Origin of the sequence: Streptomyces sp. ITFR-6, assembly GCF_031844725.1 — a bacterium.
Classification (GTDB): Bacteria; Actinomycetota; Actinomycetes; order Streptomycetales; family Streptomycetaceae; genus Streptomyces.
This window is the reverse complement of sequence record NZ_CP134612.1, coordinates 7,136,912-7,159,494: the sequence shown is the minus strand read 5'-3', so window position 1 is coordinate 7,159,494 and position 22,583 is coordinate 7,136,912. Positions and strand designations below refer to the sequence as shown.

At 71.7% G+C, this 22,583-nt stretch carries 22 protein-coding genes; 7 read left to right on the top strand and 15 right to left on the bottom strand.

Translation table 11 applies throughout. From position 1 onward, the window contains the following. Positions 1–31 precede the first annotated feature (31 nt). Together RLT59_RS32600 and RLT59_RS32595 are read right to left on the bottom strand one after the other, a co-directional pair. Positions 32–703 carry a methionine ABC transporter permease gene (locus RLT59_RS32600; RefSeq protein WP_311306724.1) on the bottom strand — a complete coding sequence of 224 codons (672 nt, stop codon included), beginning with the start codon at positions 701–703 and terminating at the stop codon, positions 32–34. Further along, positions 700–1,758 carry a methionine ABC transporter ATP-binding protein gene (locus tag RLT59_RS32595; protein WP_311306723.1) on the bottom strand — a complete coding sequence of 353 codons (1,059 nt, stop codon included), beginning with the start codon at positions 1,756–1,758 and terminating at the stop codon, positions 700–702. Before RLT59_RS32595 ends, RLT59_RS32600 begins: the two co-directional genes overlap by 4 nt. A 572-nt stretch (positions 1,759–2,330) precedes the next feature. On the opposite strand from RLT59_RS32595, the gene RLT59_RS32590 reads away from it, so the two are divergent. Both RLT59_RS32590 and RLT59_RS32585 read left to right on the top strand, forming a co-directional pair. Beyond that, positions 2,331–2,690 (top strand): hypothetical protein, encoded by a 360-nt coding sequence (locus tag RLT59_RS32590; protein ID WP_073737483.1) that lies wholly within the window; start codon positions 2,331–2,333, stop codon positions 2,688–2,690. A 2-nt stretch (positions 2,691–2,692) separates the two neighbouring features. Beyond that, positions 2,693–3,130, top strand: coding sequence for a hypothetical protein (locus RLT59_RS32585; RefSeq protein ID WP_024488852.1), 438 nt, complete (start codon positions 2,693–2,695; stop codon positions 3,128–3,130). Between the two features lie 34 nt (positions 3,131–3,164). Here the strand turns inward: RLT59_RS32585 and RLT59_RS32580 are convergent, their stop codons facing one another. The 3 genes from RLT59_RS32580 to RLT59_RS32570 all read right to left on the bottom strand — a co-directional run bounded on the left by RLT59_RS32580 (position 3,165) and on the right by RLT59_RS32570 (position 5,565). After that, entirely contained in the window at positions 3,165–3,668 is a 504-nt protein-coding gene (locus tag RLT59_RS32580) for a GNAT family N-acetyltransferase (RefSeq protein WP_311307939.1), read from the bottom strand. 37 nt (positions 3,669–3,705) lie between these two features. Beyond that, positions 3,706–4,272, bottom strand: coding sequence for a sigma-70 family RNA polymerase sigma factor (locus RLT59_RS32575; protein WP_311306722.1), 567 nt, complete (start codon positions 4,270–4,272; stop codon positions 3,706–3,708). A gap of 120 nt (positions 4,273–4,392) precedes the next feature. Further along, a complete protein-coding gene (locus RLT59_RS32570) occupies positions 4,393–5,565 on the bottom strand; it encodes a glycerophosphodiester phosphodiesterase (RefSeq protein WP_311306721.1) in 1,173 nt (390 codons plus the stop codon). A 232-nt stretch (positions 5,566–5,797) separates the two neighbouring features. Between RLT59_RS32570 and RLT59_RS32565 the strand changes: the two genes are divergently transcribed. Beyond that, a complete protein-coding gene (locus tag RLT59_RS32565; protein ID WP_311306720.1) occupies positions 5,798–6,469 on the top strand; it encodes a lysophospholipid acyltransferase family protein in 672 nt (223 codons plus the stop codon). Between the two features lie 116 nt (positions 6,470–6,585). On the opposite strand, the gene RLT59_RS32560 is transcribed toward RLT59_RS32565, so the two are convergent. Together RLT59_RS32560 and RLT59_RS32555 are read right to left on the bottom strand one after the other, a co-directional pair. Beyond that, positions 6,586–8,130, bottom strand: a complete 1,545-nt coding sequence (locus RLT59_RS32560) for an MFS transporter (RefSeq protein WP_311306719.1) — start codon at positions 8,128–8,130, stop codon at positions 6,586–6,588. Beyond that, positions 8,127–8,678 (bottom strand): TetR/AcrR family transcriptional regulator, encoded by a 552-nt coding sequence (locus RLT59_RS32555; RefSeq protein ID WP_311306718.1) that lies wholly within the window; start codon positions 8,676–8,678, stop codon positions 8,127–8,129. The genes RLT59_RS32560 and RLT59_RS32555 overlap by 4 nt, the downstream gene beginning before the upstream one ends. A 435-nt stretch (positions 8,679–9,113) precedes the next feature. On the opposite strand from RLT59_RS32555, the gene helR reads away from it, so the two are divergent. Beyond that, positions 9,114–11,261, top strand: coding sequence for an RNA polymerase recycling motor ATPase HelR (helR, locus tag RLT59_RS32550; RefSeq protein WP_311306717.1), 2,148 nt, complete (start codon positions 9,114–9,116; stop codon positions 11,259–11,261). 22 nt (positions 11,262–11,283) lie between these two features. On the opposite strand, the gene RLT59_RS32545 is transcribed toward helR, so the two are convergent. From RLT59_RS32545 to argH, 3 genes are all read right to left on the bottom strand, one after another. Then, positions 11,284–11,970 carry a sigma factor-like helix-turn-helix DNA-binding protein gene (locus RLT59_RS32545; protein ID WP_311306716.1) on the bottom strand — a complete coding sequence of 229 codons (687 nt, stop codon included), beginning with the start codon at positions 11,968–11,970 and terminating at the stop codon, positions 11,284–11,286. A gap of 168 nt (positions 11,971–12,138) precedes the next feature. Then, positions 12,139–13,110, bottom strand: a complete 972-nt coding sequence (locus RLT59_RS32540) for an aldo/keto reductase (protein ID WP_311306715.1) — start codon at positions 13,108–13,110, stop codon at positions 12,139–12,141. Positions 13,111–13,251: 141 nt separating this feature from the next. After that, complete coding sequence (gene argH, locus RLT59_RS32535) at positions 13,252–14,685, bottom strand: argininosuccinate lyase (protein ID WP_311306714.1); 1,434 nt, start codon at positions 14,683–14,685, stop codon at positions 13,252–13,254. Positions 14,686–15,045: 360 nt separating this feature from the next. Here argH and RLT59_RS32530 point away from each other — a divergent pair, with 360 nt between their 5' ends. The 3 genes from RLT59_RS32530 (at position 15,046) to RLT59_RS32520 (ending at position 17,690) form a co-directional block, all read left to right on the top strand. Continuing rightward, positions 15,046–16,287, top strand: coding sequence for a hypothetical protein (locus RLT59_RS32530; RefSeq protein WP_311306713.1), 1,242 nt, complete (start codon positions 15,046–15,048; stop codon positions 16,285–16,287). A gap of 43 nt (positions 16,288–16,330) precedes the next feature. Next, a complete protein-coding gene (locus RLT59_RS32525) occupies positions 16,331–16,924 on the top strand; it encodes a pyridoxamine 5'-phosphate oxidase family protein (RefSeq protein WP_311306712.1) in 594 nt (197 codons plus the stop codon). A gap of 64 nt (positions 16,925–16,988) precedes the next feature. Beyond that, positions 16,989–17,690 carry a L,D-transpeptidase family protein gene (locus tag RLT59_RS32520; RefSeq protein ID WP_311306711.1) on the top strand — a complete coding sequence of 234 codons (702 nt, stop codon included), beginning with the start codon at positions 16,989–16,991 and terminating at the stop codon, positions 17,688–17,690. A 3-nt stretch (positions 17,691–17,693) separates the two neighbouring features. Here RLT59_RS32520 and RLT59_RS32515 read toward each other — a convergent pair whose 3' ends face one another. From RLT59_RS32515 to argC, 5 genes are read right to left on the bottom strand one after another with little or no spacing between them, the layout of a single operon-like run. Then, a complete protein-coding gene (locus RLT59_RS32515) occupies positions 17,694–18,230 on the bottom strand; it encodes an arginine repressor (protein ID WP_311306710.1) in 537 nt (178 codons plus the stop codon). A 25-nt stretch (positions 18,231–18,255) separates the two neighbouring features. After that, complete coding sequence (locus tag RLT59_RS32510) at positions 18,256–19,446, bottom strand: acetylornithine transaminase (RefSeq protein ID WP_311306709.1); 1,191 nt, start codon at positions 19,444–19,446, stop codon at positions 18,256–18,258. Continuing rightward, entirely contained in the window at positions 19,443–20,345 is a 903-nt protein-coding gene (gene argB / locus RLT59_RS32505) for an acetylglutamate kinase (protein WP_311306708.1), read from the bottom strand. Before argB ends, RLT59_RS32510 begins: the two co-directional genes overlap by 4 nt. Further along, on the bottom strand, positions 20,342–21,496 hold the full coding sequence (argJ, locus tag RLT59_RS32500) for a bifunctional glutamate N-acetyltransferase/amino-acid acetyltransferase ArgJ (protein WP_311306707.1): 1,155 nt from the start codon (positions 21,494–21,496) through the stop codon (positions 20,342–20,344). The genes argB and argJ overlap by 4 nt, the downstream gene beginning before the upstream one ends. Next, entirely contained in the window at positions 21,493–22,521 is a 1,029-nt protein-coding gene (gene argC, locus RLT59_RS32495) for an N-acetyl-gamma-glutamyl-phosphate reductase (RefSeq protein ID WP_311306706.1), read from the bottom strand. Before argC ends, argJ begins: the two co-directional genes overlap by 4 nt. Positions 22,522–22,583: the final 62 nt, after the last annotated feature.

Below are 22,583 nucleotides of genomic sequence, written 5' to 3'. Positions count from 1 at the left end.
ACAAGGAGTGCGGGCTCGGAGGAGAGAAGTCTCAGGAGGTGGCGCGGCCCCGGCGGGCCAGCAGGCGCACGGCGGTGTCGCCGATCAGCTGGATCACGGTCACGATGACGATCAGGAGCGCGACGGTGATGAGCATGAACTGGTTGTCGAAGCGCTGGAATCCGTAGGTGACGGCCTTGGAGCCGAGTCCTTCTCCGCCGACCGCGCCGGCCATCGCGGAGTAGCCGATGAGCACGATGACGGTGGTGGTGACGCCGGAGACGAGGGAGGGCAGGGCCTGCGGCAGCAGGACCTTGCGGACGATCGTCGGGATCGATCCGCCCATGGACTGGACGGCCTCGACGAGCCCGTGGTCGACCTCGCGGACCGCCGTCTCGACGAGCCGCGCGAAGAACGGGATGGCGCCGACGGCCAGCGGAACGATCATCGCGGTCGGGCCGATGAAGGTGCCGACGACCCAGGTGGTGAAGGGGATCAGGGCGATCAGCAGGATGATGAACGGCAGCGAGCGGCCGATGTTCACGATCACGCCGATGACCTTGTTCACCGGGATGTTCCGCAGCAGTCCGCCCTTGTCGGTGAGGACGAGCAGGACGCCGAGCGGCAGTCCGACCAGGACGGTGACGACCGCCGACCACAGAACCATGTAGAGGGTGTCGACGGTGCCCTGCGTCAGCAGCGGCTGCATTTCGGACCAGGTCACTTCGCCACCTCCTTGGTGAGCGGTGCGGGAATCGTTGCGGGTTCGGCGTCGGTGTTCTCGACGACCTCCGCCTGGAGGCCCTGCTCGCGCAGGAAGCCGATGGGCACGACGTTCTCCTCGAACCGGCCGGGCAGCTCGATGCGCATCCGGCCGACCTGCCTGCCGCCGACAGTGTCCATCGCGGCGCCCAGGATCGATATGTCGATGTTGTACGTGCGGGAGAGCTGCGAGATCACCGGCCGGGCGGCGGCATCGCCGTGGAAGGTGACGTCGACGACCGTGCTGCCTGGGCCGGAGGCGCTGCCGCCGACCGGGAACAGCTCGTGGGCGAGTTCGGAGCCTGGGGTGGCGAGCAGTTCGCCCACGGTGCCGGACTCGACGATGCGGCCGCCGCGCATCAGCGCCGCCGAGTCGCAGACGGTCTTGACGACGTCCATCTCGTGCGTGATGAGCAGGACGGTGAGGCCGAGCTGCTGGTTGAGGTCGCGCAGCAGCTGGAGGATGGAGCGGGTGGTCTCGGGGTCGAGGGCCGAGGTCGCCTCGTCGGAGAGCAGCACCTTGGGGTCGCCGGCGAGTGCGCGGGCGATGCCGACGCGCTGCTTCTGGCCGCCGGAGAGCTGGCCGGGGTAGGCCTTGGCCTTGTCGGAGAGGCCGACCAGGTCGAGGAGTTCGAGGGCCTTGCGGGTGCGTTCGCGGCCGGTGACGCCGAGGATCTCCAACGGGAGTTCGACGTTGTCCCGCACGGTGCGGGAGGCCAGCAGGTTGAAGTGCTGGAAGACCATCCCGATGCGGCTGCGGGCCTCGCGCAGTTCCCTGCCCGCCCGGCGGCCCCGTCCCGCGAGGGCGGTCAGGTCCTGGCCGGCGACGGTCACGGTGCCGGAGGTGGGGCGCTCCAGCAGGTTGACGCAGCGGATGAGGGACGATTTTCCGGCGCCGCTCTGTCCGATGACGCCGTACACCTCGCCCTCGCGGACATGGAGGTCGACGCCGTCCAGAGCGGTGACCTCACGGTCGCGCGACTGGTAGACCTTCGTGAGGCCCGTAGTGGTGATCACAGGGGTTTCCGTCACTGTCGAGTGCGCGGCGCGGTGTCCGCCGGGCACGGGGCATTCGTCCGGTGGGGCTTCGGACTTCGATCAAACGTTTCGAGCGGGGTCTCGGCACGGCCCGGCGCGGTGGTGACCGCGGGGCGGCGTGCCGGAGCAGGCTCGTTCCGCTGGGTGCGGACGGCTCGGGCTCGGTCTCGCTTCGGGGCGCGAGGCTCAGGCGGGGGCCCTCAGAAGGCGCGCATTCGACACATACAACGAGCACCGGGCGTCATGATCGCCTCGGTCGCAAGGGTGCGGCTGCTCGTCGTGGTCATGTCCCAAGTAAAACAGACGTATCGGTCCACCCCGACCGGATATCCGAACAGCGGACGGTCATGGATGGCCCACAGGCCGCGCCGCGTCGGCCGTCTCGTTTTTTCGCCGTACCGCCCTGACCTGCGGTTATACGGGGAGCGGGTGGTCGGTGACGCGATCGGTCCCCGGGACGGCCCGGTGCCCTCCTGTGGCCAAGGCCACGATCCTGGTGCGGGTACGGGGGCGCACGCGGCGGGCGGCCCCGCCCGTAATACCCTCGGCTCATGCTTGACGCCCTGACGATCGCGGTCGGCGTGGCCGCCCTCGCCCTCGCCGCCTGGTGCGGATTCGCCGCCTACCGGGACCAGCCGACCAAGGACTGGCACTTCATCGGGATGGCCGTGGTCTCGGTGCTCGCGCTGGCCCAGCTGGTGGTGGGGATCGTGCAGCTGGCCCGCGGTGAGCGGCCGGAGCAGGGCATGACCATCTTCATCGCGTATCTGGTCGGGGCCTTCCTCGCCGTACCGGCGGCGGGGTTCCTGTCGCTGAGCGAGCGGACCCGGTGGGGTTCGGTGACGGTGGCGGCGGGCGCGGTCGTACTGGCCGTTCTCGAAGTACGGCTCTACGACATCTGGGGAAACTGACCGTGACCGACACCGATAGCACCCCCGCGGCGGACACCGGCGAGAAGAAGCCCTTCGACCTGGGCACCGGTCCTGGCCGGGTACTGGTCTGGTTCTACGGCGTGTTCACCGTGGCGGCGGCGTCCCGTTCGATCGTCCAGATGATCCTGGACTTCGGCAAGGCCCCGCTGGCCTATGTGCTGTCGGCGGTCGCCGCGCTCGTCTACGGCTTCATCACGTATTCGCTGGTGCGCGGCGGGGAGCGGGCGCGCAGGACGGCGCTGGTGTGCTGCGCCGCCGAGCTCGCCGGGGTCCTGATCGTGGGTACGTGGACGCTGGCGGAGCCGTCCGCGTTCGCGGATGCCACCGTCTGGTCGGACTTCGGAGCGGGCTACCTGCTCATCCCGGTGATCCTGCCGGTCACCGGGATGATCTGGCTGCGCCGCGCGAGGACCGCGTAGGCGTTACGCGAGGGCCGCGTAACCGCCGGACGGGTCAGGCGCTGGTCACGTACTCGGCGGCCGAGGCCTTCTTCTCCAGCAGGATCATCCGGACGCCGTCCTGGCCGGTGGCGTTGCCCACGGGGGCGTAACCGGCCCGGCGGTAGAGCCGCAGGTTGCTCTCGCTGAGGTGCCCGGTGTGCAGCTGGAAGCGGGTGGCCGCGCGCTGGTCCGCGAGGCCGGATTCCGCGGCCCACAGCAGCCGGGCGCCGAGGCCGTGTCCCTGGAGCCTGGGGTGGACGCAGAGCCGCCCGATCAGTCCGACGCCGCCCTGGTCCGCGGAGCCGCGTACCGCACCGACGACTTCCTCACCGAGCCGGGCCACGAACACCAGGTCCGTGGCGATTTCGGCGCGCAGTGAGTCGAGGGTCTGGACGAGGGGGGCGATCCGGTAGTTCCCGTACAGCTCCGCCTCGCTCTGAAAGCTGAGGTACTGGAGCTTCAAGATCTGTTCGGCGTCCTGTGTGCCCGCCGCCGAGATGATCACGCTCATGCCCATCCGCGCATGCCTCCCGCTCATCTGATCCGCCGGTTGTCTACCGCTCCTTTCCCCGCGGTTCAGGAGCTACAACCTCCGCCGCCAGCATTCTGCGCAGACATCCAAGGCATCGGGAACGGATCGGACCCAAACTCCCCTGTGACATAGCCAACTCCCCTGCGATCTCGCGGTAGGTGGGATCGTTCGGGGCCAGCAGCGCACTCAGCAGGCGGGCGCAGCGGGCCGGGAGCCGGTCGACCGCCGCGCGCAGTAACCGGCGCTGTTCGGCGCCTGCGAAAGCCCGTTCCGGGCAGCCGGCCGGATCGGGGGCGGTCTCGTCACGGTAGGGCCGTTCGTTGCGGACCGTGCGGCGGGCCCGGCGCGCCTCCCCGCGCACGGTGTCCCGGACCCAGCGGGCGGCGTCCTTCGGCGGTCCCTGCTCGGGCAGCCGTTCCAGCAGCCGCAGCCAGACGGCCTGTTCGAGGTCGGCGCGGTCGACGGCGGCGCCGGTGGCCGAGGCCGCCGCCTCGGCCCTGGCCTCGGCGCTGACCAGTGGGTACAGGGTGCGGACCACGGCTGCCGGAGCGGGCCGGGACGGCGCGGCGGAAAGATCGAGAAGCGTCATGCACCCACCCGACGCGGGTCTGCGGCGGCAGGTTGCGGAACCGGCCCCGCACCACCCGACCGGGGTGCACCCGGCCGGGTGCTGACGGGCCCGTACCCCGCCCGAGCCCGACGAAAGGCGCTACTTCCCCGTGAAGTCGGCCGCCGCGAGCAGTGCCGTGTCCGGGTTGTCGGAGAAGATCCCGTCGATGCCCGTCGCGAGGTACGCGGCGAAGGCGCCGAACGCGTCGCCGTACGCGTTGGGGTCGCTGCCGCGCCGGAAGTCCGCGGGCAGGAAGGTGTTCTCGTTGCGCATCGTGTAGGGGTGCAGGATCAGCCCGTGGGCGTGCGCGTCGCGCACCAGGGTGGTGGGCTGCGCGAGCCTGCCGGACGCGTCCTTGGGGATGATCAGGTCCAGCGTCGGCCCGATGCCCTGGGCGAAGGACGCCATCCACTTCAGGCCCGCGGGCTTCACCAGGTCGTCGGTGGTGCGCGGGTCGCCGGTCGCCGTGAAGTCCCAGGGCTGGGTGCCGGTGCCGGAGAGGAGGACGACGCGCGGAGTGGCGACGAGCTTCGACAGGCGCTGGATGCTGCTCGGCTCGAAGGACTGGAGGATGAGCGGCGACCGGGCGCGGTGGCGGTCGTAGCGGCGCAGCAGTTTGACGAGTCGTTCCTCAAGGCCGAGGCCGAGGCCTCGGAAGTAGGTGGGGTGCTTGGTCTCGACGTACAGCCAGACCGGCTTCCCGCGCTTGCGGCCCTCGCGGTCGGCCCAGCGCAGGACCTCCTCGAAGGTGGGGATCTCCCAGCGGCCGTCGTACAGCGTGTTCTTCTGGCGGTTGCCCGGGATGCGTTCCTTGGCCCGCAGTGTCTTCAGTTCGGCGAGGGTGAAGTCCTCGGTGAACCATCCGGTGAGCGGGATGCCGTCGACGGTCTTGGTGGTCTTGCGGCTGGCGAACTCGGGGTGCGCGGAGACGTCGGTGGTGGCGGTGATGTCGTTCTCGTGGCGGCAGACGAGGTGCCCGTCCCGGGTCGGCACCAGATCCTGCTCGATGACGTGGGCGCCCATGTCGAGGGCCAGCTGGTACGAGCCGAGGGTGTGTTCCGGGCGGTATCCGCTGGTGCCCCGGTGTCCGATGACGGTCGGCACCGGCAGGTCGAGGCGGTGTCCGGAGCCGCCGTGGCCGCCGGGGCGCTCCGCGGGGTTCCCGGCGGCCCGCGCCGTCCCGGACAGGCCGACGGCCGCGGTCCCGAGTACGGCGGCTCCCACGCCCATGACGGTCCGTCGTCCGGGTGTGGCGTGCGCACGCTCTGTCATGAATGCTCCTCGCATATGATGTCCGGCACCTGTCGAGCGGGGCCCGAGCGTAGGCAGCTGGGTCGTCCTGACGGCGGCACCCGGGCCAACGTGGCGCAAACACACGTCAACACTGCGTATCCACTGCGTGAACCCGATGTGCGATCAGCGAGTACCCGCGAGTATCGTCCTCACCTGCATGGACCGCTCAATCCGTCGCTCGGCCGGCCCGGCCACTACACCGGAGGAACCGTTGTCCCGACTCGCACTCATCAAGGCAGTGCTCGGACCGATCCTGCGCCTGATGTTCCGGCCGCGGGTGGAAGGCATCGAGAACATTCCGGGAACCGGGCCGGTGATCCTGGCGGGAAACCACCTCACGTTCATCGACTCGATGATCATGCCGATCTGCTGCGAACGGCCGGTGTACTTCATCGGCAAGGACGAGTACGTCACGGGCAAGGGCCTCAAGGGCCGACTGATGGCCTGGTTCTTCACGGGCGTCGGCATGATCCCGGTCGACCGGGACGGCGGCCGCGGCGGTGTCGCGGCGCTGATGACCGGGCGCCGGGTGCTGGACGAGGGCAAGGCCTTCGCGATCTACCCGGAGGGGACCCGCTCCCCCGACGGCCGCCTCTACCGAGGCCGGACGGGCATCGCGCGGCTGACGCTGATGACGGGTGCTCCGGTCGTGCCGTTCGCGATGATCGGCACGGACAAGCTCCAGCCGGGCGGCTCCGGTCTGCCCCGGCCGGGCAAGGTCACGGTGCGCTTCGGTGAGCCGATGGAGTTCTCCCGCTACGAGGGCATGGACCGCGACCGCTATGTGCTGCGGGCGGTGACGGACTCGGTGATGGCCGAGGTGATGCGGCTGTCCGGTCAGGAGTACGTCGACATCTACGCGACGAAGGCCAAGGCCGCCTGAGCCGGCTCGGTCCTGCGGAAGGGTCCGTACCCCGGTCGGGGGTACGGACCCTTCCGCATACCGGTTCCACCCGCCCGGCCCAGGGCCGTTCGGGCCGGGGGCCCACCGGGCGGCCGTCAGTCGTGGACGATGCCTTCCTCCAGCTCCTGGCCGCGCAGCAGGAACCAGGCCGCGACCGCCGTCGCCAGCAGGACGGCGGCGCCCACGGCGGAGGCGAGCCGCAGCCCGTCGACGAACGCGTCCTGGGCCGCGGAGACCAGGTCCGCCCCCTGCTGCCCCGTGAGTGTCTGGGCCGCCTCGACGGCGCCGCCCAGTGATTCGTGGGCGGCGGACGAGGTGGCGGCCGGTACCCCCGCCGGAGTGGCGAAGCCCTGGTAGACCCCGGTGACGACGGAGCCGAGCAGGGCGATGCCGAGCGCCGCGCCGAGCTCGTACGCCGTCTCGGAGACCGCGGACGCGGAGCCCGCGTGCTCCTTGGGGACGCTGGAGAGGATCACGTCGGAGGTCACCGTGAAGGCGAAACCCGCACCCACGCCCACGACCAGCAGCAGCGCGCCGATCAGCGGGTACGCGGTCTCCTTGTGGATCGCGGCGACCGCGGCCAGCGACAGGCCGATGGCCCCGAGGCCCCCGGACACCACGGACCGCACAGAGAAGCGGCGGGCGGTGGTCCCGGCCAGCAGGCCCGCGGTGACCGCGCCGACGGCCGCGGGCAGTTCGGCCAGCCCCGCCTCCAGCGGCCCCCGGCCCTGGACCAGTTGCAGGAACTGGGAGAGGAAGAAGACCAGCCCGGACAGGCCGAGGATGGTCAGCAGATCCGCGAGCACGGCCCCGGAGAAGCCCCGGTGGTGGAAGAGCCGCATGTCCAGGAGTGGCGCGGGGAGGCGGAACTGCCGGCGTACGAACCAGACGAGCGCGGCCGCACCGCCGACGCCCGCGAGCGCGACCGGCCAGCTGGCGCCGTGTGCCGCCAGCTCCTTGATGGCGTACACGACTCCGATCATACCGACCAGCGAGAGGCCGACGCTGATCATGTCCCACGGTCCGGGCGCGGGGTTCTTCGACTCGGGGATGAGCTTGATCCCGACGACGACGAGCACCGCCATGACCGGCAGGTTGATGAGGAAGACCGAGCCCCACCAGAAGTGCTCCAGGAGGAACCCGCCGACGACCGGCCCGACCGCCGCACCGGCCGAGGCCATCGCGCCCCAGATGCCGATGGCGAGGCTGCGTTCGCGCGCGTCGTGGAAGATGTTGCGGATCAGGGCGAGGGTGGACGGCATCAGGGTGGCGCCGGCGACGCCGAGCAGGGCACGCGCCAGAATCATCATCTCCGGCGTCATCGCGTAGGCGTTGAGCACCGAGACCGCGCCGAAGGCAGTGGCCCCGCAGAGCAGCAGCTTCTTGCGGCCGATGCGGTCACCGAGGCTGCCCATGGAGACCAGGAGTCCGGCGATGACGAAGGAGTAGACGTCACCGATCCAGAGCAGCTGGGTGCCGGTGGGCTCCAGGTCCTCGCTGAGGAACGGGGTCGCCAGTCCGAGCACGGTCGCGTCGACGGCGACGAGCAGCACGGCGAGTACGAGCACGGACAGCGCGATCCACCGCCCGGGGCGGCGCAGCTCGGTCGGGGGCTCCGGGTGCTGTTCCATGCTGCTCATTGCTCCACGCTCCGGCGTGCGCCGCCGAGCAGCAACTCGACGATCATGTACTGGAAGTCCTGCCCGGCCACCCGTCCCACCTGGACGGCCCAGGCACCGGTGCCGATGAGCCCGTAGAGGGCCTCGGTCAGCCAGGCGGGGGTCAGGTCGATGCGGATCTCGCCGCGCTCCTGGCCGCGCCGGAAGAAGGCGGAGACCCGTGCGTCCAGCCGGTCCCAGCCCTCGTTCACCTCGCCGCCCTCGAAGAGCTGGTTCTCGGTGACGAGGAAGGAGAGCAGTCCGGCACTCGGCTCGACGGCCGCGACGAACCGCCGCAGCGCCTCCTCCGAGGTGCCCTCGTCGAGCCCGGCCCGGTCGAGCGCCGCCCCGAACTCCTGGATGCCCAGCTCCTCCAAGGCCCTGACCAGGGCGTCCCGCCCGGCGAAGTGCCGGTGCAGGGTGGCGCGTCCGATACCGGCGGCCTTGGCGACCTCATCCATGGTGGCGGTCGATTTACGGGTCAGTAGGGCGGCGGCACTGCGCAGCACCTGCTCACGATCGAAAGTCATGAGACGAGATTAACCCGTATGAGACGACGATGTCTCACCGGGGGTGTCACGCGGCACGCAACAGCCGGTACGCAACCACCGACAGGCAACAGCTGACACGCAACAGCCGGTACAGGAGTCTCAGGAGTTAAAGGGCCACAAGGGACCGCAGGAGGTGCCGTACGGCGTCGGGATCCCGTTGTCCGTCATCCGGCCATCGCGCCGGGCGGTGAGGGGAGCGGGTCACAGGCCCGTATCGTGGTGATCGGCCCTGGAGGTGCCGGGCTCCGGCAGGGGGTTCGTGAGCACGAACCCACTCCTTGCCACTTTTACTTATAGCGCATGGGGGGGCTTGCCACAAGGCCCCGGTCATGGCGCAGAATCAGGTACACCGCGCCGGTCCAGGCGCCCTGCCGCGCGCGTCGACTGCGAGCGGCCCAGTTCGGAGCTGATGACGTGAACCCCCTGACCACCAGCGCGTTCGACCTTCCCGACCGCCTCTCCACCAAGGCCGATCCGGCCCTGATCGCCGGCGACGAGGAGCACTTCGCCGCCATCGCCGAGTGTCTCGACGAGTCGATCTCCGAACTCACCGAGCGCCTCGCCGCCGAGCGCAGGACGCCCGGCGGTGCGGGCCGGCAGGCGATGGACCGGGACGTGGAGATCCACCGGCTGACCGCCCGCCTGCGCGCGCTGCGCCGCTTCGGCCTCGACCTCTGCCTGGGGCACATGGTCGCGGCGGACGACGGCGAGCCGCTGTTCGTCGGACGGCTCGGCCTCACCGACAGCTCGGGCCGCCGGCTGCTCATCGACTGGCGCTCCCCCGCGGCCGAGCCGTTCTTCGGCGCCACCCACGCCAACCCGATGGGACTGGCGAGCCGCCGCAGGTACCGCTGGACCCGCGGCCGGATCAGCGACTACTGGGACGAGGTGTTCACCTCCGAGGGGTTCGCCGGGCACGCCGCGCTCGACGACCAGTCCGCGTTCATCGCCAGCCTGGGCAGCAACCGCTCGGCCCGGATGCGGGACGTGCTGGGCACCATCCAGGCCGACCAGGACGCCATCATCCGCGCGGGCTCGCGCGGCGCGCTCGTCGTCGACGGGGGCCCCGGTACGGGCAAGACGGTGGTCGCCCTGCACCGTTCCGCCTACCTCCTCTACTCCGACCCCCGGCTCGGTCACCGCCGGGGCGGCGTGCTCTTCGTCGGCCCGCACCAGCCCTACCTGGGCTACGTCGCCGACGTGCTGCCCAGCCTCGGTGAGGAGGGCGTGCAGACGTGCACCCTGCGGGACCTGGTGACCGAGGGGGCGGCCGCAGGGCCGGAGGCCGATCCGGAGGTGGCCCGCCTGAAGTCCTCGGGGCAGCTGGTGGCGGCGGTCGACGCGGCCGCCAGGTTCTACGAGGAGCCGCCCGCCAAGGGGATGACGGTCACCACCCACTGGTCGGACATCCAGCTGACCGCCGCCGACTGGGCCGTGGCGTTCGACGCGGCGGAACCCGGCACTCCGCACAACGAGGCGCGCGACCAGGTCCGCGACGAGCTGCTCACGATCCTGGTCGAGAAGCACGAGGGCGACATCTCGGACGCCGTACTGCGCAAGTCGCTGCTGAAGAACCGGGAACTGCTCACCACCTTCGACCGCGCCTGGCCGCTGCTGGAGGCGGCCGACGTCGTCGGGGACCTCTGGTCGGTCCCCGCCTACCTGCGCAGATGCGCTCCCTGGCTCAGCCGCGACGAGGTCGCCCGGCTCCAGCGGGCGGACGCCCAGGCGTGGACGGTCTCCGACCTGCCGTTCCTGGACGCGGCCCGGCAGCGCCTCGGCGACCCCGAGGCGTCCCGCCGCAGCCGCCGGCATCAAGCGGCGCTCGCCGCCGACCGCGAGCACATGGACAAGGTCATCGACACCCTGCTCCAGGCGGACGACGACGGTGAGGGCGCCGTGACGATGCTGCACGGGAAGGACCTCCAGGAGGCCCTGGTCGACGACAGCGGCGCACCCGGCACCGAACCTGACCAGCTCGCCGGGCCGTTCGCACACGTCGTCGTGGACGAGGCCCAGGAACTGACCGACGCGGAGTGGCAGATGCTGCTGCTCCGGTGCCCGTCCGGGAGCTTCACCATCGTCGGGGACCGCGCCCAGGCCCGCCACGGGTTCACCGAGTCGTGGCAGGAACGGCTGAAGCGGGTCGGGCTGGACCGGATCAACCTGGCTTCCCTGAGCATCAACTACCGGACGCCGGAGGAGATCATGGCGGAGGCCGAGCCGGTCATCCGGGCCGTGCTCCCGGACGCCAACGTGCCGGCCTCCGTCCGCAGCAGCGGGCTCCCCGTCACACACGGCCCCACGGCGGACCTGGACCAGGTCCTCGACACCTGGCTCGCCGCCAATGCCGACGGGATCGCCTGCGTCGTCGGCGATCCCGGGTTCGAGCCGACCGCCCGCGTCCGGTCGCTGGCCCCGGAGCTGACCAAGGGACTCGAATTCGACCTGGTCGTCCTCATCGACCCGCAGACGTTCGGTGAGGGCATCGAGGGAGCCGTCGACCGCTATGTCGCAATGACCAGGGCGACCCGGCAGCTCGTCATCCTCACGAGCCCCTGACACCGGGGCCGGCCGCGCCGCCTCACTCTTCGAGGAGGACCAGATCGCGGCCGGCCAGCCCGGCCGAGTCGGTGATGACGGACAGTTCGACGATCTTCCCGCGCTCGATCGTGAACCGCATGACGGACAAGCTCTCTCCCTCGCGCGCCGCGATGACCGCGGGGGCGCCGTCGAGCAGCGCGAACCGCACCGACCTGGCGTACGGCGCGAACATGATCGCCCGCCGCGCCACGTTCGCCGCGCCGCGCACCACCGCGGGGGCCTCGTCGGCACCGCCACCGGACCGGGACACGACATCGGGGTCGAGCACGGCGACGAGCGCCTCGAAGTCCCCGCCTCTGGCGGCCGCCAGGAAGGCGTCCACCACCTCGCGGCGGACCACCCCGGGGCCTGGCTCTGGGGCGACGCCCCGCACCCGGCGGCGGGCCCTGCTGGCGAGCTGCCGGGCGGCGGCCGGCGTGCGGTCCACGATGCGGGCGATCTCGTCGAACGGCACCGCGAACATGTCGTGCAGCACGAACGCGAGCCGCTCGGCCGGGTCGAGCGTTTCGAGGACCACCAGCAGCGCGAGACCCACCGAGTCGGCGGTCAGCGCCTGCTGCTCCGGGTCCCCGCCGGGCTCGGGGACCGACCCCGGACCGGGCTCGGGCGCCTCGGGCACCCCGGTCTCCAGGGGTTCCTCGCGGCGGACGCGGCGCGAGCGGAGCATGTCCAGGCAGACCCGTCCCACCACGGTCGTCAGCCAGCCGCCCAGGTTCTCGATGGCCGCGCTGTCCGACCGGGAGAGCCGGATCCAGGCACTCTGACGCGGCAGACCCGCCGGATGTGACCACCGTGCCCGGATCCCTGCGGGAAGCCGTCGTGCGGGGCGGACGGCTCAGCTCCAGGGCAGCGACGCACGATGGCGCCAGTAGGCCTCCGGCTCCTCCACCAGCGCGTCCAGCCGGGCGCGCCGCTCCTCGTCGAGGTCGAGGACGGCGGCGTGCAGGTTGCCGGCGAGCTGGGTGACGGTCGCGGCGCCGGAGAGCACGACCCCGGCCCACGGCTGGTGCAGCACCAGCGCCAGGGCCACCGCGTCGCTGCCCAGCCCCTCCTCCGCCGCGATCTCCCGCACCACGGCCGGGGCCTCCGTGCCCGCCAGCCGGCCGTTGGCCATGGCCTCCTTGACGATCACGGTGAGTCCGGCGGCGTGCGCGTCGGCCAGCGCCGGTCCGGCCGAGGTCTCCAGTGCGTTGTAGGTGGCCTGGACCGTACGGAAGAGGGGCTCGCCATCGACCGTGACGGCGAGGGCGGCCCGGATGGCCTCGGCCTGCGCGGGCCCGCTGGTGGAAAGGCCGAGGCTGACGCCTTCCGCGGCGAGCGCGGCGAGGCGGGCGTGCAGTTCCTTGTCCGTCAGGGCCGGGCTGTCCGCGGTGACGGAGTGGATCTGGTAGAGGTCCAGCCGGTCACCGAGCAGCTCCGCGGTCTCGGCGCGCTGACGCTCGAACGTGGCCAGGCTGTGGTCCTTGACCTCGTGCGCCTCTGCGTCGACGGTCCAGTCGGCGGTGTAGGTGTAGCCCCACTTGCTGCCGATGACGACGTCGCGCACCTCGGGCCGGGCCGTCAGCCACTCGCCGAGGAACTCCTCCGAGCGGCCGTAGGAGCGGGCCGCGTCGAAGTAGCGGACACCCTGGGCGTAGGCGGCGTCGAGCAGTTCGTGGGTGCGGGCGCGCAGCGCGTCGGCGGTGCGCTCGTCCGGCAGGTCGCGGTCACGGTGGAGATTGATGTAGCCGGGCCTGCCGACCGCTGCCAGGCCGAGCCCGATGTGGGCGGTCGGGGTGGTGGTACTGGCCAGTCGGGCGAAGGGCATCGCGGGCTCCTCGTGTTCGGTGGGGCAACGCGGCCGGGGCCGTCCTGCCCCGGCCTGCCGCACAGGTCATGGGTGTTCACCTGCCCGGACCCGGCCCGGACAGGCCCCACCCGACCAACGTAGCCCGCGATACCCTTCCGGCTACTTGCGGGCCGCGGCCCAGGCGTGCTGTGTCGCGAGGTCCTCCTTGACCTCGGCCAGCTGGACGGCGACCGCGGAGGGCGCCGTGCCGCCCCGGCCGTCGCGGGAGGCCAGCGCACCGGCCACGTCGAGGACGGTGCGGACCTCGGGGGTGAGGTGCTCGGAGATCTTCGCGAACTGTTCGTCGGTCAGCTCGTCGAGCTCGATGCCGTGCCGCTCGCACTCCTTGACGCAACTGCCGGCGACCTCGTGGGCGACGCGGAACGGCACCCCCTGCTTGACCAGCCACTCCGCGATGTCGGTGGCGAGCGAGAAGCCGGCCGGGGCCAGCTCCTCCATGCGCTCGCGGTTGACGGTGAGCGTGGCCATCATGCCGGTGAAGGCGGGCAGCAGGACTTCGAGCTGGTCGCAGGAGTCGAAGACCGGCTCCTTGTCCTCCTGGAGGTCGCGGTTGTACGCGAGCGGCAGGGCTTTCAGCGTGGCCATCAGCCCGGTGAGGTTGCCGATGAGCCGTCCCGACTTGCCCCGGGCCAGTTCCGCGATGTCGGGGTTCTTCTTCTGCGGCATGATCGACGAGCCGGTGGAGAAGGCGTCGTGCAGGGTGACGAAGGAGAACTCCTTCGTGTTCCAGATGATGATCTCCTCCGCGATCCGGGAGAGATTGATGCCGATCATCGCGGTGATGAACGCGAACTCCGCGACGAAGTCCCGCGAGGCCGTGCCGTCGATGGAGTTGGCCACCGAACCGCGCTCGAAGCCGAGGTCGGCCGCGACCGCCTCCGGGTCCAGGCCGAGCGAGGAGCCGGCGAGCGCGCCCGAGCCGTACGGGGAGACGGCGGTCCGCTCGTCCCACTGGCGCAGCCGCTCGGCGTCCCGGGACAGGGGCTGCACATGGGCCAGGATGTGGTGGGCGAAGAGCACCGGCTGGGCGTGCTGGAGGTGCGTGCGGCCGGGCATGGCGACGTCCGGGTGGGCCTCCGCGAGGCCGACCAGGGCGTCCTGGAGCTCGGCGAGGAGGCCGCCGATGATCCGGGCGTGGTCGCGCAGGTACATCCGGAAGAGCGTGGCGATCTGGTCGTTGCGGGAGCGTCCGGCCCGCAGCTTGCCGCCGAGCTCCGCTCCGAGCCGCTCCAGCAGGCCGCGCTCCAGGGCGGTGTGGACGTCCTCGTCCGCGATGGTGCCGGTGAACGAGCCGTCCGCGACGTCCGCCTCCAACTGGTCGAGCCCTGCGGTCATCCGCTTCAGCTCGTCCTCTGTGAGCAGCCCCGCCTTGTTGAGGACCCGCGCGTGGGCGCGGGAACCGGCGATGTCGTACGGCGCGAGGCGCCAGTCGAAGTGGACGGACGCGGACAGCCTGGCCAGCGCCTCGGCCGGGCCGTCCGCGAACCGGGCGCCCCAGAGGCGTACGTCGCTGTTGCCGTTGCCGTTGCTCACTGCGTGCTCCTCGGAAGAACAAGGGGGTGGATGTGCGACCGCCTCCCCGCGCGGGCGGCCGGGGAGGCGGTGACGTAACGGGGTGGGATCAGGTCAGGTCACGTGGGGCGGCGTCTCCTCCGCGGTCCGGCCGATGGCGACGGAGGCGTCCGGGCCGCCCGAGTGGGCGAGTACGACGCGCTCGGTCACGGGTTTCTCCTCACGGTGCGCCAACTGACACGTATAACTATACGTCCCTCCGTATGGTTTGCCAAAGTCGCAGGTGAGGGGCGGTACACCGGCCCTCCTGGCATCGATATTCGCTGGTCGGCCGCCGCCCTCCCGCTTAGCATCGGCACCCGGCACACACAGGGGGCGGCGATGACCACGGACTGGGCGGCGGCGAAACGACTGGCTCGGGGACTTCCGCTGCGGGAGGCTCTGGACATCTCCTGCGCGCGGTCGTGGGTGGGCCTCGACCTCGGGGTGCGCGTCCTGGCGTGGGAGTCGCCGCACCTGCTTCCGGCGCACGCCTGGGCGGACGGGCGGCGGCCGCGGTGGGACCGGGACGCGCCCCTACCGTCCGTACGCCTGCGCGACCGTCCCCCGTCGGAGAGCGAGCTGGCCCTCGCCCTGTGCCACCCGGACGGCAGGATCCGGGAGGCCGCCCTCGGCAGGGCCGCCGGGTCGGCGGCCCTGCTGCCGCTGATGATCGTCCGGTGCGCGGACTGGGCGGAACCGGTACGCGAGCGGGCCAGGGCCCTGCTGTCACGGGAGCCCGCGACCGCCCTCCCGCCGTGGGCCGGGCTGGTGCTGCTGCTGTCCCGGCGCGTCCAGGGCCGATTCGCGCTGGACCTGCTGGAACGGGCGCTGAGCGACGGGCCCGCCGCGCCGGTGGAGGAGCTGCTCGGCGGCGATGACCGCGCCACCCGCCGGTTCGCCCACCGCGTCGCGCTCGGCCGCGGGCTCCTCGCACCGGAGAGGCTGGCCCGCATCGCGGCGAGCACCGACGACACGCCCCTCCAGGACCTGTGCGCGGACGAGGCGATCGCCTCGATGGGTGAGGAGGACCAGGACACCGTGGTGAACACGCTCCTGGCGGCCAGGGCGCCGCGGGTGCGCGCCGCGGGCGTCACCGCGCTGCGCCGCACCGGGCGGCACGGCGAGGCCCGCGGCTTCCTCGCGGACCGGTCGGGCCCCGTCCGAGCCTGTGCCCGCTATGTGCTCCGGCAGGGCGGGGTGGACCCGCTGCCCATGTACCGCGCACTGTGCGCGGCTCCGGCCGGCCACCCCGGGGCCTGCGCGGGGCTGGGCGAATGCGGGGTGCCCGGTGACGCCGAGACGCTGTGGCCGCTGCTGGGGCACCCGCTGCCCGCCGTCCGCCTCCACACCGTCGTCGGTCTGCGGGCCCTCGACGCCGTGACCCGCGAGCGGCTGACGCCCCTGCTCGACGACCCGTCATCCGCGGTCGTCCGCGCGGCCACCCGGGCGCTGTTGCCGGACGCGTCCGGCTTCTCCCGGGAGTGGCTGCGCGACCGGGCGGCGGCGGACCGGCCGCGTCCGGTGCGGGTGGCGGCGCGCCGGCTGCTGCGTGCGGCCGGCCACTCCGGTCCCACCGGCTGAAATCCGCCTGCCCACGCGGGGTCCGGGGAAGATACTCGAACGCATGGGAAAGACATACGAACGCATCGACGGGCGGCTGCGGACCTTTATCGAGGAGCAGCACATCTTCTTCACGGCGTCCGCGCCGCTGGACGGTGACGGCACGGTCAACCTCTCCCCCAAGGGGGTCAGCGGCTCCTTCGTGGTGCTGGACGAACAGCGCGTGGCGTACCTGGACTTCGCCGGGAGCAACGCGGAGACGGTGGCCCATCTGCGGGAGAACGGCCGGATCACCCTGATGTGGTGCGCCTTCCAGGGGCCGCCGACCATCGTGCGGGTGCACGGCAGAGGGGAGCCGGTCTTCCGCGACGACGACCGCTTCCCGGGTCTGCTCGGGAGGTTCGACGGGGTGGACCCCTCCCGGCACGGGCTGCGGGCGATCATCGTGGTGACCGCAGAGCTGATCCGGGACAGCTGCGGATACGCGGTCCCCTTCATGTCGTACGACGGGGACCGGCCGCTGCACGGCAAGCGCTTCTCGCGGGACGACGACGCCTCGCTCAGCGCCTACTTCGCCAAGAAGGACCACATCGCCACCAGCATCGACGGGCTGCCGGGGCTGCCGCTCCCGCTGCCCGCCATGCCGCCCGCGCAGTGAGCGGTTGGGCCGTACGGAGCAGGCGCGCGGGTGGTGGCGCGGCGGCCGGTCTACGGTCCGGGACATGCGCAGATGTTTGGTGGCCTGTTCGGTCCTGCTCGCTGTCACCGCCCTGACCGGGGCCCGGCCCCCGGCGGACCCGCCGTTGCCGCAGCGGCTGGCCGACACGGGCGGCGGCTCCCAGCTGATCACCGCGGAGGCCTCCGCCACCGGGGCCACCACGGGCACGGTCACCTGGTGGAGCAGGCGCTCCGGGCAGTGGGTGGCGGCCGGATCCGCGCCCGCCCGCTTCGGGGCCAACGGGCTGACCGAGGGCACCACGCGCGAGCAGGGCACGGACACCACGCCCACCGGGCTCTACGACCTGCCGTACGCCTTCGGGGTGGCGGCGGCCCCGCCCGGTACCCGCTACCCCTACCGCCGGGTCCACAACGGGTCCTGGTGGTGCCAGGACAACGCGGCGCGGGCGTACAACCGGTGGGTGGAGCCGCGGCCGGCCGACTGCCGCGCGTCCGAGGCGGAGCACCTGATCACGTATCCGGCGCAGTACGCCCGTGCGCTGCTCGTCGGCTTCAACTACGGACGTCCGGTGCGCGGGCGCGGAGCCGGAATCTTTCTGCACGTCAACGGGCGCGGTGCGACCGCCGGTTGCGTCTCCGTACCGGCGGCCGCGATGGACCGGATCCTGGCCTGGGCCGATCCGTCCCGTCGTCCGCACCTCGCGATCGGGACCCGTTCGGGCCCGACCGCGATCACCCGCTACTGAGCCTCAGCGGTCGTTCTGCGCGAGCCGCAGCAGGTGGTCGGCCAGCGCCTGTCCGCCCGCCGGGTCGCGGCTGATCAGCATCAGCGTGTCGTCCCCGGCGATGGTGCCGAGGATGTCGTGCAGTTCGGCCTGGTCGATGGAGGAGGCGAGGAACTGGGCGGCGCCCGGGGGCGTGCGCAGCACCACGAGGTTGGCGGAGGCCTCCGCCGAGATGAGCAGTTCGGCGGAGAGGCGGCGCATCCGCTCCTCCTTCGCGGAGCCGCCCAGCGGTGCGTGCGGGGTGCGGAAACCGCCCTCGCTCGGCACCGCGTAGATCAGCTCGCCGCCGGTGTTGCGGATCTTCACCGCGCCCAGTTCGTCCAGGTCCCGGGACAGCGTCGCCTGGGTGACGCTCAGTCCGTCGTCGCTGAGGAGCTTGGCCAGCTGGCTCTGCGAGCGCACCGGCAGCCGGTTCAGGATGTCCACGATCCGACGGTGGCGTGCCGTGCGGGTCTGCGGCACGGACGGCCCGCCGTGCTCGGATTCCTGCGCCTCGGTCATCGTCGTCGCCTCATTCTCCGGAACGTCATTCTCCGGATCGTCCGTATGCCGCGTCGAGTACGCCGGGAAGTGCTTGGAGGAACGTGTCCACCTCCGCGTCACCGATGATCAGGGGCGGCATGAGCCGTACGACATCGGGTGCGGGTGCGTTCACCAGGAGTCCGGCTCCCTGAGCCGCCTGCTGCGCCTGGGGTGCGAGGGGCTCGGTGAGCACGATACCCAGCAGCAGCCCAGAGCCCCGGACATGGGAGACCAGGGGGTGTCCCAGGCCCTCCACGCCCTCCCGGATCCGCTCGCCGAGCCGCTTCACGTTGTCCAGCGCGCCGTCGGCGGCCAGGGTGTCCAGGACCGCGAGTCCGGCGGCGCAGGCGACCGGGTTGCCGCCGAACGTCGTGCCGTGCTGGCCGGGCGCCAGCAGTTCCGCGGCCGCGCCGAACGCCACGGTGGCGCCGATCGGCAGTCCGCCGCCGAGCCCCTTGGCGAGCGTGACGAGGTCGGGCTCCACGCCCTGGTGCTGCTGGTGCTCGAACCAGGTGCCGCACCGGCCGATGCCCGTCTGCACCTCGTCCAGGACCAGCAGGGTGCCGGTGGCCCGGGTGATCTCCCTGGCCGCCTCCAGGTAGCCCTTGGGCGGGACGACGACGCCGTTCTCGCCCTGCATCGGCTCGATGATCAGCAGCGCGGTCTCGGTGGTCACCGCGGCCCGCAGCGCCTCCGCGTCCCCGTACGGGACGTGCGTGACGTCGCCGGGCAGCGGGACGAACGGCTCGCGCTTCTTGGGCTGGCCGGTGAGCGCGAGGGCGCCCATCGTCCGGCCGTGGAAGCCGCCGTCGGTGGCGACCATGTGGGTGCGCCCGGTCAGCCGGCCGATCTTGAACGCGGCCTCGTTGGCCTCGGCGCCGGAGTTGGAGAAGTAGACCCTGCCAGTGCGGCCGAAGAGCTGGAGGAGCCGTTCGGCGAGCGCGACGGGCGGTTCGGCGATGAAGAGGTTGGAGACATGGCCGAGGGAGGCGATCTGCGCGGAGACCGCCTCGACGACGGCCGGGTGGGCGTGGCCCAGGGCGTTGACCGCGATGCCGCCGACGAAGTCGAGGTACTCGGTGCCGTCGGCGTCCCACACCCGGGCGCCCTCGCCGCGGACGAGGGACAGCTTCGGGGTGCCGTAGTTGTCCATCAGCGCGGCCTTCCAGCGCTGCGAGAGCTCGGCGTTGGTCATGCTTCCCCCTGTGCGTCGGGCACGACCATCGTGCCGATTCCCTCGTCGGTGAAGATCTCCAGCAGGATCGAGTGCTGGACCCGGCCGTCGATGACCCGGGCGGTCTCCACGCCGTTGCGCACGGCGTGCAGGCAGCCCTGCATCTTGGGCACCATTCCGCTGGAGAGTTCCGGCAGGAGCTTCTCCAGTTCGGAGGCGGTGAGGCGGCTGATCACGTCGTCGCTGTTCGGCCAGTCCTCGTACAGGCCCTCGACGTCGGTGAGGACCATCAGCGTCTCGGCGTTGAGCGCGGCGGCGAGCGCGGCGGCCGCGGTGTCGGCGTTGACGTTGTAGACGTGGTTGTCCTCCGCCGAGCGGGCGATGGAGGAGATGACCGGGATGCGGCCGTCGTCCAGGAGCGCCTGGATGGCCCCGGTGTCGATCGCGGTGATCTCCCCGACCCGGCCGATGTCGACGGCCTCGCCGTCGATGACGGGCCGGTGCTGGGTGGCGGTGATGGTGTGGGCGTCCTCGCCGGTCATGCCGACGGCGAGCGGCCCGTGCTGGTTGAGCAGGCCCACCAGCTCGCGCTGGACCTGTCCGGCGAGCACCATCCGTACGACGTCCATCGCCTCCGGCGTGGTGACGCGCAGTCCGGCCTTGAACTCGCTGACCAGGCCCTGCTTGTCGAGCTGGGCGCTGATCTGCGGGCCGCCGCCGTGCACGACGACGGGCTTGAGGCCCGCGTGCCGCAGGAAGACGACGTCCTGCGCGAAGGCGGCCTTCAGCTCCTCGTCGATCATGGCGTTGCCGCCGAACTTGATGACGACGGTCTTGCCGTTGTGCCGGGTCAGCCAGGGCAGCGCCTCGATGAGGATCTGCGCCTTCGGGAGTGCGGTGTGCTTCCGCGCCGTTGTCATGAGCTGTACGCGCTGTTCTCGTGGACGTAGTCCGCGGTGAGGTCGTTGGCCCAGATGACGGCCGACTCGGTGCCCGCGGCGAGGTCGGCGGTGATCCTGACCTCCCGGTAGCGCATGTCGACGAGGTCGCGGTCCTCGCCCACCCCGCCGTTCTTGCAGACCCAGACGTCGTTGATGGCGACGTTCAGCTCGTCCGGCTCGAAGGCGGCCTTCGTCGTACCGATGGCGGACAGCACCCGGCCCCAGTTGGGGTCCTCGCCGTGGATGGCGCACTTGAGGAGGTTGTTACGGGCGATGGAACGGCCCACCTCGACGGCGTCGTCCTCGGTCGCGGCGTTGACGACCTCGATCCGGATGTCCTTGGACGCACCCTCGGCGTCCCCGATCAGCTGCCGGGCCAGGTCGTCGCAGACGGTCCGTACGGCCTCGGCGAACTCCCCCTGCTCCGGGGTGATTCCGGAGGCACCGGAGGCCAGCAGCAGCACGGTGTCGTTGGTGGACATGCAGCCGTCGGAGTCGACCCGGTCGAAGGTGGTGCGGGTCGCGTCGCGCAGCGCGGCGTCCAGCCCGGCGGTGTCCACGTCGGCGTCGGTGGTGAGCACGACGAGCATGGTGGCGAGGCCGGGGGCCAGCATGCCGGCACCCTTGGCCATTCCGCCGACGGTCCAGCCCTCGCCGCCCGCGACGGCGGTCTTGTGCACGGTGTCGGTGGTCTTGATGGCGATGGCGGCCTTCTCGCCGCCGTGCTCGCTCAGAACCGCCGCGGCCTTCTCGATGCCCGGCAGGAGCTTGTCCATCGGGAGCAGCAGACCGATGAGCCCGGTCGAGGCGACGGCGATCTCGCCGGCGCTGTGGCCGCCCAGGACCTCGGCGGCCCTCTCGGCGGTGGTGTGGGTGTCCTGGAAGCCCTGCGGGCCCGTACAGGCGTTGGCGCCGCCCGAGTTGAGGACGACGGCGGTCACCGCGCCGCCCTTGAGGACCTGCTCCGACCAGCGGACGGGGGCGGCCTTGACACGGTTGGAGGTGAAGACGCCCGCGGCGGCGCGACGCGGACCGTTGTTGACCACGAGGGCCAGGTCCGGGTTACCGCTGTCCTTGATTCCGGCGGCGATGCCCGCCGCCGTGAATCCCTGTGCTGCCGTGACGCTCACGGTGCGACTCCGATCGTGGAAAGACCTGTGTTTTCGGGGAGTCCGAGGGCGATGTTCATGCTCTGCAGGGCGCCGCCCGCGGTGCCCTTGGCGAGGTTGTCGATGGCGCTGATCACGATGACGCGGCCCGCCGCCTCGTCGTACGCGACCTGGACCTGGACGGCGTTGGAGCCGTACACGGCGGCGGTCGCGGGCCACTGCCCCTCGGGCAGCAGATCGACGAACGGCTCGTCCGCGAAGGCCTTCTCGTACGCGGCGCGCAGGGACTCGGCGCTCACGCCCGGCTTCGCCTTCGCGCTGCACGTGGCGAGGATGCCGCGGGGCATCGGCGCGAGGGTCGGCGTGAACGACACGGTGACCGGCTCACCGGCCGCCGCGCTGAGGTTCTGGATCATCTCGGGCGTGTGCCGGTGGACACCGCCGACCCCGTACGGCGACATGTTGCCCATCACCTCGGACCCGAGCAGATGCGGCTTGGCCGCCTTGCCCGCGCCGGAGGTGCCGGAAGCGGCGACGATCACGGCCTCGGGCTCGGCGAGCTGGGCCGCGTACGCCGGGAACAGCGCGAGCGACACGGCGGTGGGGTAGCAGCCGGGCACCGCGATACGCTTGGTCCCCGCCAGCCCGGCCCGCCCACCGGGCAGCTCGGGCAGGCCGTACGGCCAGGTCCCGGCGTGCGGCGAGGCGTAGAACCTCTCCCAGTCCGCGGCGTCCTTGAGCCGGAAGTCGGCCCCCATGTCCACCACGAGCACATCGTCACCGAGCTGCTCCGCCACGGCGGCGGACTGCCCGTGCGGCAGCGCGAGAAAGACCACGTCGTGCCCGGCGAGCACCTCGGGCGTGGTCGGCTGAAGCACCCGCCCGGCGAGCGGCCGCAGGTGCGGCTGCAGCGCTCCGAGCGGCTGTCCCGCGTTGGAGTTCGCGGTGAGGGCCCCGATCTCGACCTCTGGGTGGACCAGGAGAAGACGCAGCAGCTCCCCGCCGGCGTATCCGCTCGCCCCTGCCACCGCTGCACGTACCACCATCGAAATCCTCCTCGTCGATGGCATGACTATACGCAGCGTCGCACTTTTATGCAAAGAAATGG

Bases quoted from the DNA above. Each gene is read 5' to 3' on its own strand.
- RLT59_RS32575 (WP_311306722.1), bottom strand. From the start codon at position 4,272: ATGACGCTTCTCGATCTTTCCGCCGCGCCGTCCCGGCCCGCTCCGGCA.
- RLT59_RS32580 (WP_311307939.1), bottom strand. From the start codon at position 3,668: ATGGGCATGAGCGTGATCATCTCGGCGGCGGGCACACAGGACGCCGAA.
- RLT59_RS32570 (WP_311306721.1), bottom strand. From the start codon at position 5,565: ATGACAGAGCGTGCGCACGCCACACCCGGACGACGGACCGTCATGGGC.
- RLT59_RS32520 (WP_311306711.1), top strand. From the start codon at position 16,989: ATGCGCAGATGTTTGGTGGCCTGTTCGGTCCTGCTCGCTGTCACCGCC.
- RLT59_RS32510 (WP_311306709.1), bottom strand. From the start codon at position 19,446: ATGACCAACGCCGAGCTCTCGCAGCGCTGGAAGGCCGCGCTGATGGAC.
- RLT59_RS32560 (WP_311306719.1), bottom strand. From the start codon at position 8,130: ATGAGCAGCATGGAACAGCACCCGGAGCCCCCGACCGAGCTGCGCCGC.
- RLT59_RS32545 (WP_311306716.1), bottom strand. From the start codon at position 11,970: ATGCTCCGCTCGCGCCGCGTCCGCCGCGAGGAACCCCTGGAGACCGGG.
- RLT59_RS32540 (WP_311306715.1), bottom strand. From the start codon at position 13,110: ATGCCCTTCGCCCGACTGGCCAGTACCACCACCCCGACCGCCCACATC.
- argB (WP_311306708.1), bottom strand. From the start codon at position 20,345: ATGACAACGGCGCGGAAGCACACCGCACTCCCGAAGGCGCAGATCCTC.
- RLT59_RS32530 (WP_311306713.1), top strand. From the start codon at position 15,046: ATGACCACGGACTGGGCGGCGGCGAAACGACTGGCTCGGGGACTTCCG.
- RLT59_RS32555 (WP_311306718.1), bottom strand. From the start codon at position 8,678: ATGACTTTCGATCGTGAGCAGGTGCTGCGCAGTGCCGCCGCCCTACTG.
- RLT59_RS32590 (WP_073737483.1), top strand. From the start codon at position 2,331: ATGCTTGACGCCCTGACGATCGCGGTCGGCGTGGCCGCCCTCGCCCTC.
- RLT59_RS32525 (WP_311306712.1), top strand. From the start codon at position 16,331: ATGGGAAAGACATACGAACGCATCGACGGGCGGCTGCGGACCTTTATC.
- RLT59_RS32515 (WP_311306710.1), bottom strand. From the start codon at position 18,230: ATGACCGAGGCGCAGGAATCCGAGCACGGCGGGCCGTCCGTGCCGCAG.
- argC (WP_311306706.1), bottom strand. From the start codon at position 22,521: ATGGTGGTACGTGCAGCGGTGGCAGGGGCGAGCGGATACGCCGGCGGG.